Source organism: Lentilactobacillus diolivorans DSM 14421 (genome assembly GCF_001434255.1).
Classification (GTDB): domain Bacteria; phylum Bacillota; class Bacilli; order Lactobacillales; family Lactobacillaceae; genus Lentilactobacillus; species Lentilactobacillus diolivorans.
On the sequence record NZ_AZEY01000079.1, the window covers coordinates 241,408 to 253,691 of the forward strand.

Below are 12,284 nucleotides of genomic sequence, written 5' to 3' on the forward strand. Positions count from 1 at the left end.
CGTGATTAAAACAAGCAATTTTGTTTTAATCACGGGCCTCTTTTGTAGAATTTGTTAAGGACAGTCAGTTAAAAACGGGCTTCTAATCATCGGTACCAATTTGAGTATAATATGTTTTGCCACTCAAACGATATAAACTATCGTAGGAGCCGGGAATATCGTTATCGGGATCCCCAGGGGTAAATTGAGGTTGATGGAGATTGGTCAGCTGATATCGATACTGGTATGAGCCCTTCGAATTAACTTTTGTTGCTTTTAGCCCATTTACTTTTTTAGACGTGTAAAAGTAACGGGTGTTACCTTTCATCAGCGTTTTATTGATTTTGGCATCACCGTTGGGTTTTTGCAGAAACTGAAGGCTAAATTCAACTTTTGAATTTCTTTTATAGTATTCAAGATAGCCATCCGGCGTAATTCGAAGATTGATGTTGGGGCGCTTTTTACTTTCGAGAAAGGCAGCATCGCCCTGGTACAAATTACCATCACTATATGCTGGCATATAGGTCGGTCGTTTTACCCTGGTGAATGATTCGACATTGGCACTGAGCGGATTTGAGTACTTGGAATCAGGATAGGGATCAAGCGTATAGCCCGGTAAGATACCGGTTCTTTTGGTGTGGTAACTTAGCTGTCGCTCATCGATCAACAACTCCCTTGATTTTGAGCCGCCATTGTGCTGACCTTCAACAATTGTGCCCTTTTTGATCGTCATATTTCTGATGATTGATTTTCCAATTTTGTAGCTGGGGGTGTATGCCGTTTTTAGGGTGACATTTTTATTAGCACGAAAATAGGTATAGTAAGTAACTAAATTTGCTTTATTTAGTTTGCTTGGCAGGACTGCTTTTGCATGGACTGGTGAACCTGATTGAAGTAGGCAAAGGCCAATGATTATTAGTAGGCCCTTTAAGAAGGCAAGACTTATTTTTTTCAAGATTAATGCTCCCTTGAGTGATGACTAAGTTTAAACCGAATGTGAGTTCCAGCGATAAGGTTTAGTTGTACTGTAACCATTTTAGAACAATCCAAGGCAAAATTCAGTTAATCATTCAAAAGGCAAGCTTTTTCTTTTATTTCTACAACTCAATTGTGATCAACTAATTCTGTCAACAACGCACCGAGCTCATTTTAGTTCCAACCAAATTTTCGACATAACGTTGCTGCCATTGCTAACCGTGTAGTAAACTGAATGGTTGATTTTAGTTCGGAGATAGCCGAGGGTCATCCCTAATTTCGCTGGTTTAAGGTAATTAATTGAAATCTGTTTGAGGTGATCAACTGTTTCATCTACGAAGTCTAAGTAGCGGGCGTTATTCATGTGGCCATAGTTATCAATGTCTCGTGGCAGAATTCGAAAATCCGTTCTGGTCTGGTTTTTACTGACAGGGATGTCGATTCTGTCACGGTGAAAGCCTAAATGTTTTGTAGAATCAACCATTGAAGTAATCGGGTAGTCAACTGGTAATTTGGCGATCCGTCCCGATTCATTATTAACGACAAAGGCATCCTCAAGCTGGCTGGCAATGAGTTGTTCTGCTTGATCGCGAATTTCAACTAGCCGGGTGATCTTGTGCCGGTTTGCATCTGTGATAAATGATTGAATGGTGATTGGATCACCAAGCGATAATGTGGCGCGAATCCGGACGCTTTGAGAAACTACAAAATATAGTAATTTAGAGTCTAACGGTGGTAGTTGGGTTCGAATTTGCTGAAAATGCAACCAACCAGCATTTTGAAATTTATCGATTAGGTTTCCAAGACGGATCTTAGAATCCTGACCAACATCTGATAAATGAACAACACTTTTAAGTTCAAACAATAAAGTCACCTTCAATATAAATAGTCATTATGTGATTTAATCCATCCGTGGACAATATACATCTATGGATATAGAATGTCCATAGATAGATCAATGAAAACGAAAGGACTTATTTTTCATGAAGCTAAAGGGGAGTTTTGAACAAGCTGTTTGCATTTTACTCATGTTGGCTCTCAGTAAAGATCAAGCGCCAATTCGCAGTATCGTCATTAGTAAACGGTTGGGTGTATCAGATTCATACTTAAAAAAGGTTCTTCATCAGCTGGTGTTAGGTGGTTTGATTAGTTCGGAAGCCGGTAAGGGTGGCGGCTTCTTGCTTGCTAAGCAAATTAACCAGGTGACACTACTGGATGTTTATGATGCCATAGAAGGACCAGAACCAATCATTAAATCAACTGGAATTGCCAAGCGGATTTTCTTTGACGGCCAATTCGTTGAGAACCAGGAGAAACTAATTTTTGATCAGGTTTACCGAGCTGAGGATCAATTTAAAGCGGGTTTGAAAGCCGAAGTTCTTGGCGACCTGCTAGTTAATCCCGATGGTTCTCACCGCCAGGCAATTGATTGGAACCAGGTGACCAGCTGATGTTTCAGAATTCAAAGGATAGAATGATTGCGATTTCGGATGGTGTCTTTGCCGTGGTGCTAACCATTATGGTGCTGGATATCAAGGCTCCTAATGGTGATATCTCAGCGTTTGAAGTTCACCGATTACTGACACAGCTATTTGCTTATCTCATTAGCTTTGGCGTGGTTGCGCAATATTGGATTCTTCACCAAGAACTATTTGCGACATTAAAAACGCCAACCATTAAAATTATGGTTGGTAACATTTACTTTCTATGTCCAATTTGCCTGGTACCGTTCGCGACAACTTGGTTAAATAATAGTTTCATCTCTCCGGAAAGTGCCGTTAGTTTTGCGTTCTTAATGTTTATCGTGGACACCGCGCAGTGGTTTTGCTTCCATATTGTTGTGGTTCAGAATTTAAAAGACGGCCAAAAATTAGCGGCACATGATATTGAAGAACTACGGTCAGTTAAGGTAATGGTCGCGATTAGTCTGGTTTATATTGTCTGCAGTTTGATTATTCCTAAATACCTGTTGGTGGTCATTGGAATCGGCATTCTTTCGAGGGTCATGATAACGCGAGGCATTCGATTATATTTAAATTGGCAAAATTAAAACTGATTAAGCCTGATTAGCGGACTTGAGGTCGTGTGACTTATGGTAAGCGGTGATCCGTCGCGTTCGTAAAAGCAGGCCATTGATGCCATCATCCAAATAATGGCGAAGATTTGCAACTTCTTGGTGCAGTGATAAGTTGCTACCATCTTCTAAAAACCGCTTTAACTCTAAGAGTAGTGTCCGACTTAACAGTCCCTGCAGAAAATGACAATACTCATTATCGATGGGAAGCTGCTCCTTTTGGCTGAGATCGATAAAAATGTTACCAACCATTTGTTGGATGTGAACGGCAATCACGTGCTCTGGAGCGTTTTGAACATCAATTTCAATCACTTTTCGGTAAAATGCCCGGTTTTTTTCAAAATACGTCATCATTTTAAGCAAAGTTTGCGGCCAATATTTGTAGGTGTTGCAGTATTTTACCGCTTCATTAATTTCGGTGGTGTAAATCCAGTCTAGGACGTCATATTTATCACGAAAATAGTCGTAAAATGTTTGTCGCCGTAATTTAGCTTGCGTCATGATGGTTGTCACGGAAATCTTGTTGAATGGTTGAAAGACAACCAATTGTTTAGTAGCGTTTGCGATTCTCAATTTTGTGGTTGCGGTCAATACGATCCCTCCTTAAGTAGTTGGTAGACGATTAATAGAACTATTCCCAGTATAACGCTAATGAGTTCGACCAAAATATCGTGGCGGACAACTGATTGATTTTGTCCGTTACATGCGGGGAGGATAGTTTCTATAATTAGGTTTAGATAAATGAAAGGGAGATCTTATTTATGGCAAATGTCTTAATTCTGGGTGCTAATGGAAAAATTGCGCATCTGGCAGAGAAACAATTATTAGCTGAAACCAACCATCACTTAACTTTGTTTTTACGAAATGCGAGTCGATTGACAGTTAGTGATCCAAGTCGGGAAACGGTGGTTGAAGGGGATGCCACCGATCAACCGACCCTGGTGAGCGCGCTAAAGGGCATCGATATTGTGTACGCTAATCTTGGTAACAAGGAGATCGAAAATCAGGCCAAGACGGTTGTTGCCGCCTTAGATCAGGCCGGCATTAAGCGGTTAATCTGGATTTCGTCGTTGGGTGTCTACGATGAAGTTCCGGGAGCCTTTGGTAAATGGAACCACAAAATGTTGGATGGCGGCTATCTTGAAACCTACGCTGCGGCAGCTAAGGTAATTGAAAGCTCTGATTTGGATTACACAATTATCCGGCCAGCTTGGTTATCCAACAAGGATATCGTCAGCTACGAAACCACGCAAAAGGGTGAACCATTTAAAGGTACGGAGGTTTCCCGGAAGAGTATTGCTGACTTTATTGTTAAGCTGATTAATGATCCTAGTCAGGAGATTCGGCATTCAGTTGGCGTTAACCAACCAAATACGGATGGGGCTAAGCCGTCGTTTTATTAAACAGAGTGGACCAGCAAGCGCTTAGACCCCAGAATATAAGCCCCTTAACCTTAATATTCCTGATTTTGGAATATTAAGGTTAAGGGGCTTATATGGCCGGGGCCTGCTTGCTGGTCCACGTTTTAGCCAAGTAAGAAGTTCAACAAGATATTCCCGATTTTGGAATATCAAGTTAAGGCGCTTATATGGCCGGGGCCTGCTTGCTGGCCCACGTTTCGGCTAAGTACAAAGTTCAACAAGATATTTGGGGTTTGAATAATTGGATAATTCGGTGACACTGCGGAAAGTTGCCTTTTATCCTGCGTTTTCACTCGGAAATAATTGTGTTGACACTAATGGAGACTGAGCAAAACAATTATTGTCCCAGTCTCAAATTGGGTCTAAAAATAGCTTCCAGCTTTATAAGGGAGGCTATTTTTAGACTCATTTTTTATATGTGTGAAAAATAGTGGTGAAAAGTTTGCGAATTTCTAAAGAAAAATGCACTTTTGGGGTTGAAGTTTCCGATTTAAGCTTGAGTTAAGCCAATCAAGTTAATCTATAGACACTTAATAAAAAGGAGATGAGAAAGGGGCCATCGATAATAAATCGACTACAAAATAAATGATCAACTAAAAATCGCAACTTAAGTAACTTTAATATGGTAAGCAATTGTGGTTAAGTGCCGTCAGTGAACGGCCACCACGTTAAATTTATTTCATGATACTCTCCTCCAAGAATATCTTCGACAAAGAATGTTTCAAGATTGCTTGCTGATGGAAAAGAAAGGAAGCTTGATTCAATGATAACAAAACGAGTTCTTTATACGTCAGGTTTAACAGCAACGATTCTCGTGGTATTTGTCGCCAGGCATTTCGCCCATTGATCACATCTGATTGTTGCCCAGTAGATTCATTAACTTGATGACCGATTTAAGCTTTAATTAAGCGTTGCCTGATAGAATATAGCCAATTGATAAAAAGTAGCCGACTAAGATAACGTCGGGCTGAACAGGGTTAGTCAGCAACTCCCAGAACGCAACGTTAATATGAAAGGAAGAAGCCGGTTATGACAATGAAAACCAAGTTAAAACCTTACTTTAAATACGATAAAAAAATAGCTGCCAAGCATATTCGGATCGCGGTGTGGAGCTGCTACTAAAAATGATTTGAGTTAATCCAGTCAGTGAGCTGAAACTCTGATTCTAATTTGAAAGAAGGGATGCCATGGGAAATAATCACGACAGATAACGAATCAAACAATAAAATAACTCACTCTTTAAACAAAACCCAACGATTTCTTAACTAACTTCATGAATACCCCTCAATATTTATGAACCCCTCAATAAAAATTCCCTCAAAACGGAACTGGAACAAAAATATTTTTGTCCCAGTCCCGTTTTGTGTAGTCACGATTATTACCGAGTGGAAACGTGCGCCAAAAGGCAACTTCCTGCCGCGTAACCGAATTATCCAAACATTCAAGCCCGGAATATTAGGATAATCCGATTACGCTCTGGAAGTTAACCGCCTTTCGTCCCACTCTTTTTGATTGGGCAAAATAGTTGATGTTATGTGAAAATACTTAGGCTTCAGTACGAGGTGAGCTGATTAATTGATTTCGTAAAAGAAACCTCTTTGTCTGACGGGGGTTGAAAATACCATGAGTGTATTAGTTTTGCCAAACCGCTGTAATTTATTAATCAGGTCGTCCAATTCTTCGGGCACTTGGAAAGCTACCTTGAGTAGCATTGAATAAGGACCGGTCACAACGTTACATTCTAATACGTTGGAAATGGGTTTAACAAACTCGTAGAACCGGGACTTTTTATCAGGGCTGACATCTACCTGGACAAATGCCCGAACGCTTAAATCTAATTTGTTAAGATCAATATCAGCTCGATAGCCGCGGATAATGCCCTCGTCTTTTAAATTAGCGAGCCGTTGCGAAATTGCTGGACCACTTAAAGATAATGCCTGGCCGATTCGTTTGACGGAGAGCCGGCCGTCAGTTTGGATCAGGTTTAAAATTTTTTCATCGTTTTTATCCACCATGGGAATTCCTCTTTTCTAAAATTAATAAGCAAATAGCTTACATATCTTTAAGAATAAGTATATATCAAGAAAACTATTAAGTTAAGTGCTGATTTTTGGGAGATAACTTTATTGAAAATAGGCATAAAGCGTAACTCATCATTTTAATAATTTGAATCCTGATAAAAAGATTTCCACCTTAAGCTTGGTTTAAGGTAAGCGGGGTATTCTATAGACAATCAAATATCAAAGAACTCGATGAAGAGTCAACGCACCGCCAACAAACCGATAACTGCTCCAAGTCGATTTCATGATATTAGAAGGGAAGGATGTCGAGAGTGATTAAGATTGTCCCTTGTTTTGAATATCAGATTATGAAAGCTGATCGGCATTACCCGAATCAACTTTGATAGTGAATTCTAAAACAATCGTAATGAGTTAACTCGGATTGATTATGTTCCGAAACTCCCTACAAGCTTTGAAAGAAGTGATGCCGTGAGAATACAATTGAGAGATGAACACTAACGATACTCACAATCCTAATGATTATTACAATACTAATAATCTTAATGATCAAACCCTCAAATGGTCACTAAGAAAACCCAACGATTTCTTAACTTAACTTTGTAAAATTAACCCTCAATAATTTTATGAATCCTCAATAAAAGAATTTTCCCTGTGAACAGCCACGTGTGATGAGCGTGGCTGTTTTTATATTGGTGGAGAGGGCTGGTGGAGAATTACATAGCGTTAATTCGGATTCGGTGAAATCCTGATCCATATTTGTTGGCGAAAATGTCAGGAATGTACAAGAGATGAGTTAAAGGGGACTGTTAACCGGAAAAAGATTGGTCGGATTATTTCAGAAAATATCATTTCGGGTTCAAAAGTCATTGACCCTTAAGCTTGATTTAAGCTCAATCAGTTATTCTATAAACAATCAATCAGCAAGGGAGATGACTTAATCGTCGGACTACTGAAGCATGAACCATTTTAAATAATAATCCAACAGGTGCCAAGACAAGATATGAAAGGAAGGTTCGCAAATGACAGTCCAATCAAAAATTAAGCCGCACCATCTAATAACGTTGAATTTCTTACCCCTTAATCGCATTAATGGCTCAAAGCCAATGATAAAAACAAACGTTAACCAAAATTGAAAGCTGGAACTCTAAGACCATTGAAAGAAGTGATGGCATAAACCGTTTAAGAACTGAGGATTAGTGATCCTTACAACCCCAATAACAAGCATAATCCGGATTTGATGATTAACCCCTCAAACAATCATTAAATCTCCAACGATTTCTTAACTAACTTCACAAAATACCCCTCAATATTTTATGAAACCCCTCAATAAAAAAATTTCCCTGAAAACAGTCATGTGTGATGAGCATGGCTGTTTTTTATGATTAATTCAGGAAAGAGAACGTTGGAGAAAAATCATCCAAGCCAAGTTTTTCTGAGTTGAATTGGTCGTCGAAGTATAAATTGTGTACAATCTATATCATGAGAACTAATTTTAGAGTACGATAAAGTTGATTAACAATTTCGATAAAGGCGATGATGGGATGAAAAGCACGACGAAATGGGTAACACGGTGGCCCGAGCGAATTAGTTACGGCTTAAGTGACGCCGCCGATAATTTAGTCTTTCAAATGATGACGACCTACTTGCTATTCTTTTACACGGATGTCTATGGACTGACACCAAGCGCGGTCGCCATTTTATTTGTCGTGGCGCGGGTAGCTGACGTTGTTGAAAGTTTTGTCATCGGGATCATGATTGATCACACGCATTCACGGTTTGGCAAGAGCCGACCGTTCTTCCTCTGGTATTCGTTACCTTACGTTATTTTTGCGGTTCTCACCTTTGTGACGCCTAACTTTTCGTATCATGGTAAATTAATCTGGGCATATGTGACGTATTTAGGCCTTGGATTTCTGTATACGGCTGTTAATCTGCCAATCACGTCAATCTTACCAACGATGTCGCAGAATACTCGTGAATTGACGTTGTTGGGTGTCATTCGTCAATTCTTTGGCAGTTCGGTTCAAATTGTGGTGGCGGTATTCACATTACCCCTGGTTGCGTTCTTCGGCCGCGGTAATCAGCAAAAAGGGTTCTTGGGCACAATCATCGTGTTTGGCCTGATTTCATTTCTTTTGATTATCAACACGTTTATCCACGTTCGCGAACGGTTCGCGAATCCTGAAATTGCTCATCAACCATTAGCGACTGTTTTAAAAATGTTGAAACATAATCAGCCATGGATCGTCATGTCGATCGTGATTCTCATGTACTGGCTGGTGACGGCAATTAAGAATCAGACAACCATTTACTATTTTAAATATACGGTAGGAAACGAAAACCTGGTGCCACTAGCTAACAGCTTTACCCTGGCAGCCCTAATTGGGGTATTACTGATCATTCGAATTACCGAAGTTCGCAGTAAGAAGCAAACGATGCTTCGCGGTATTTTAATGGCGCTGGTTGGGCAAGCCGTGATTGCGGTTGGGGTTTATACCAAATTACTGTGGCTCCTGTTTGGCGGTGTCTTGATTAACTCAGTTGGCAATGGGATCATTATCGGTCTTGTTTCAATCATGATTGCTGATACAATCCGTTATGGTGCCAGCATGGGGATTCAAGCCGAAGGAATTTTAGCTTCAACGGATGACTTTGGTGTAAACGTCGGCCTGGGTGTTGGCGGTTTAATTACAGCCGGTTTGTTTCACTTTTCGGGTTACGTTGCCAATCGGACCCAGAATGCCGCAACCCTCACCATGATTGATTTGAATTATGTTTGGATTCCACTGGTTATTTATGTGGGGATGTATTTTGTGTTGCGGCTTTATGATGAGGGGCGGATTGAACGAGCAATAGAAGCAAGAAAATAAGTCCGAATTATATTCTAGATAATAGTTTTTGATTTGCTAACTAACACCGGTGCGGTGTGATATTATTACCTTAAAACCAATATATCTAATTAAGATTCAAAATTTGCGGATGATAAGGACTGAATATTTTATGGAATATGAGCAGTTAATAAGTGAGCTAATTGATTTTCGTGATAGTCGGGGTTGGAATAAATATCATACGTTACCTGCATTGGCCCGAGCAGTCTCAGTTGAAGCCGGCGAATTGAATGAATTGTTTTTGTGGGATGTTGAGAGTAAAAAAGATTTTTCAGATAAGTCAGTTGATAACATGAAGCTTGAGCTTGCCGATATTCTTACATATTGCTATTACATGTGTGAAAAATTGGGAGTTCAACCAAACGATATTGTTCAAGAAAAGCTTGATATTAACAAGAATCGTCATTGGAAATTTGATAAATAGTTAATTGGGGTGTAGATCGTGGCAGATATTGGGTATCCGATTATCGAACAAGTAAATTATGATAAAAATGTTCCTGATGAGCTTAACAACCTGGTAGGAGCTGATGTTGCTAAGCGTAGACTGTTATTAGAATATCCAACAGTCTATGTTATCTATTCCCCAAACAAAAGGGGTGGTTACGAGGTTTATGTAGGCGAGACAAATGACATTGATCGAAGAACATCTGAACATTTACTTGAAGATCCTAAAAAGCGAGAGGATTGGAAAGAGCTATCATTTAATCATGATGCACAGATGCTAATCATCGGACATCATCACTTTAATAAGTCTTTAACGATGGATATTGAAAATAAGATGATGTTGTATATGTTATCTACACCAAGTGTCAAAAGGTTAAATAACCGGCGTGAAAACCAACAAAATGAATATTATACGTCTGATGAAAAAGAACAAATTTTTTCTCGGATTTGGCGTAAGTTACGAAAATTTAATGATACGTTGTTTCCTGTTGAAACGATTGTTAAGGATTCTCCTATCTTTAAAGCATCGCCCTTCCATGATTTAACTATGGAACAAGAACGAGCTAAAGAAATAATTATTGATGAAGTTATTGATGCACTTCTTACACAGAAAACTGGGCAATTGATCTTGGTAGAGGGGGAAGCCGGTTCTGGTAAGACGGTTTTACTAAGTACAATCTTTTACTTAATTAGCCAGCTTAAGAGTACGATTTATCGGCCAGGGTTTGATAACCTTAATAATTATTTACTAGTTAATCATAAAGAACAACTGAAGGTTTACGAAGATATCATTAATAAACTTGAACTAAATAGAAAGAATAAAGATACCACTAGTAGTCCAACTCATTTTATTAATCAGCATAGTGAAAGTAATAAGGCAGATGTGGTACTGATCGATGAAGCACATCTATTGTTAACCCAAGGAAAACAATCATATGGTGGTAAAAACCAGCTTAATGATATTTTGAAACGATCACGAGTTGTTGTTGCAGTTTTTGACAAAAATCAAATATTGCAAACAAATGAGTATCTTGAGCCAGAACAAATTAAAAAGCTTGAGGATACTGCTCAGAAAAAGGGAAATTTAATTTCTCTGACTAATCAGCTGCGGATCCATGCAAATACGAAGACTATCAGCTGGATTAGAGATATTGTCGACAAGGGAATTATTACTGATATTCCTTATGATAAGCAATATGATTTGCGAATTTTTGATGACCCGGTTGAAATGTATCATGCAATTAGGGAAAAGGATAAAGATGAGACATTAGGCGTTTCAAGATTATTGGCAACATTTGATTGGGATTTTAATGGACTTCATTCACCTAAGAATCAAAATTATTGGATGGTTACAGTAGGCAATCTTTCCTTACCATGGAATTTGCAGATTAATAAGATTAAAAAGGGGCGTCATTCAAAAAATAAATTATCGTGGATTGAAAGACCGGAGACAATCGGTGAAGTGGGTTCAACCTTTACTATCCAAGGTTTTGATCTGAATTATAGTGGACTCATTATCGGTCCTTCAGTTCAATATCGTAATGGTCATATTAAATTTGACCCAAGCAAAAGTAAAAATACAAATGCGACTCATCTTCGGACGTTACATGGTAAAAAAGTGCCACTTGGTCAGAAACTGTTACCTAACGAATTAAATGTCCTATTAACTCGTGGTGTTAATGGTATGTATATTTACGCTGTTGATGATGAATTGAGAGCGGCTTTATTAAAAGCGCAAAAGAAAATTAACTTTTAAAAATTTAAATTTCTTGTGGTATATAGGAATATAGATTCTTGTATTACAAGACAAATGAAAAATTGCTAATTTGGATTGTCTGGTATTTAATCTGTTTTTTATCGGAGGCTTGTCAAAAGTAGAAAGTAGTTTGCTACATTTGATGGCAAATTGCCTACTAAAGATAGATTGGCTATTTATTAAGTTGAGAAAACAGCAGAAAGGGAAAGCAGAAAACTCTAGAATCTTCTGCTTTCCCTTTTATAAATTTCGAATTATGTGTCAGACTCGCTTTTATTAAGTATTTATGCCTGTACCTCAAGTTCGTGAAAATGAGCGCAATTATGTGATGAAAAATTTATTTCGATAATATTTGTTCAAGAAAACTAAATGTCCTAGTGAGGTTTATGTTATTATTTTGAGCAGTAAACTGTTTTTGAAGAGGGATAATTTGTTTTCTTGTCAATCCTCTTCGGAAATACTTTGTAAATCGATTTTTCCCATCTCTTAAAGTTCCGATCAGCAAAATCTGCCAACGTGTATTGGTAACATCAATTAGATTATAATTAAAGTTTTGAGGAGAGTATACAAATTGAAACATTGGTGAAACGTCTAGAATTGGAAGAAGAGTTTTTTTATGATATCTATAATCGGTGGTTAAGAACAGCAATAGAGCATCAATTGATTGATTTGTCAAGGGCAGTTTAAAAATGTAGGTTTTCGGCAGAAAGAAATGTAGGTTTTCGG

At 38.5% G+C, this 12,284-nt stretch carries 11 protein-coding genes; 6 read left to right on the plus strand and 5 right to left on the minus strand.

Annotated elements, in window-relative coordinates; translation table 11 throughout:
- Positions 1–82: 82 nt before the first annotated feature.
- A complete protein-coding gene (locus tag FC85_RS09305) occupies positions 83–934 on the minus strand; it encodes a hypothetical protein (RefSeq protein ID WP_057865255.1) in 852 nt (283 codons plus the stop codon).
- 189 nt (positions 935–1,123) lie between these two features.
- Positions 1,124–1,828 (minus strand): thioesterase family protein, encoded by a 705-nt coding sequence (locus FC85_RS09310; RefSeq protein WP_057865274.1) that lies wholly within the window; start codon positions 1,826–1,828, stop codon positions 1,124–1,126.
- 109 nt (positions 1,829–1,937) lie between these two features.
- On the opposite strand from FC85_RS09310, the gene FC85_RS09315 reads away from it, so the two are divergent.
- Entirely contained in the window at positions 1,938–2,405 is a 468-nt protein-coding gene (locus FC85_RS09315; protein WP_057865256.1) for an RrF2 family transcriptional regulator, read from the plus strand.
- Positions 2,405–3,004, plus strand: a complete 600-nt coding sequence (locus FC85_RS09320) for a TMEM175 family protein (protein WP_057865257.1) — start codon at positions 2,405–2,407, stop codon at positions 3,002–3,004. Before FC85_RS09315 ends, FC85_RS09320 begins: the two co-directional genes overlap by 1 nt.
- 6 nt (positions 3,005–3,010) lie before the next feature.
- Here FC85_RS09320 and dhaS read toward each other — a convergent pair whose 3' ends face one another.
- Positions 3,011–3,619: a dihydroxyacetone kinase transcriptional activator DhaS gene (dhaS, locus tag FC85_RS09325; protein ID WP_057865258.1), complete on the minus strand. Its 609-nt coding sequence runs from the start codon at positions 3,617–3,619 to the stop codon at positions 3,011–3,013.
- A gap of 170 nt (positions 3,620–3,789) precedes the next feature.
- Here dhaS and FC85_RS09330 point away from each other — a divergent pair, with 170 nt between their 5' ends.
- The gene (locus FC85_RS09330; RefSeq protein WP_057865259.1) at positions 3,790–4,431 is read left to right on the plus strand and encodes an SDR family oxidoreductase; all 642 of its coding nucleotides are present in this window, start codon (positions 3,790–3,792) and stop codon (positions 4,429–4,431) included.
- Between the two features lie 1,589 nt (positions 4,432–6,020).
- On the opposite strand, the gene FC85_RS09335 is transcribed toward FC85_RS09330, so the two are convergent.
- Positions 6,021–6,464: an Lrp/AsnC family transcriptional regulator gene (locus tag FC85_RS09335; protein ID WP_057865260.1), complete on the minus strand. Its 444-nt coding sequence runs from the start codon at positions 6,462–6,464 to the stop codon at positions 6,021–6,023.
- A gap of 1,547 nt (positions 6,465–8,011) precedes the next feature.
- Between FC85_RS09335 and FC85_RS09340 the strand changes: the two genes are divergently transcribed.
- The 3 genes from FC85_RS09340 to FC85_RS09350 all read left to right on the plus strand — a co-directional run bounded on the left by FC85_RS09340 (position 8,012) and on the right by FC85_RS09350 (position 11,558).
- A complete protein-coding gene (locus FC85_RS09340) occupies positions 8,012–9,340 on the plus strand; it encodes a glycoside-pentoside-hexuronide (GPH):cation symporter (protein ID WP_057865275.1) in 1,329 nt (442 codons plus the stop codon).
- Positions 9,341–9,470: 130 nt separating this feature from the next.
- Complete coding sequence (locus FC85_RS09345; RefSeq protein ID WP_057865261.1) at positions 9,471–9,782, plus strand: nucleotide pyrophosphohydrolase; 312 nt, start codon at positions 9,471–9,473, stop codon at positions 9,780–9,782.
- An 18-nt stretch (positions 9,783–9,800) separates the two neighbouring features.
- Positions 9,801–11,558: a DUF2075 domain-containing protein gene (locus FC85_RS09350; protein WP_057865262.1), complete on the plus strand. Its 1,758-nt coding sequence runs from the start codon at positions 9,801–9,803 to the stop codon at positions 11,556–11,558.
- A 337-nt stretch (positions 11,559–11,895) separates the two neighbouring features.
- Here FC85_RS09350 and FC85_RS16145 read toward each other — a convergent pair.
- Positions 11,896–12,284: hypothetical protein (locus tag FC85_RS16145; protein WP_235807834.1), on the minus strand; the 389-nt coding region annotated here is incomplete at its 5' end.

What these genes read in the sequence shown, in the direction of transcription:
- FC85_RS09315 (WP_057865256.1), top strand. Translation starts at nt 1,938, where the DNA reads ATGAAGCTAAAGGGGAGTTTTGAACAAGCTGTTTGCATTTTACTCATG.
- FC85_RS09320 (WP_057865257.1), top strand. Translation starts at nt 2,405, where the DNA reads ATGTTTCAGAATTCAAAGGATAGAATGATTGCGATTTCGGATGGTGTC.
- FC85_RS09330 (WP_057865259.1), top strand. Translation starts at nt 3,790, where the DNA reads ATGGCAAATGTCTTAATTCTGGGTGCTAATGGAAAAATTGCGCATCTG.
- FC85_RS09335 (WP_057865260.1), bottom strand. Translation starts at nt 6,464, where the DNA reads ATGGTGGATAAAAACGATGAAAAAATTTTAAACCTGATCCAAACTGAC.
- FC85_RS09340 (WP_057865275.1), top strand. Translation starts at nt 8,012, where the DNA reads ATGAAAAGCACGACGAAATGGGTAACACGGTGGCCCGAGCGAATTAGT.
- FC85_RS09345 (WP_057865261.1), top strand. Translation starts at nt 9,471, where the DNA reads ATGGAATATGAGCAGTTAATAAGTGAGCTAATTGATTTTCGTGATAGT.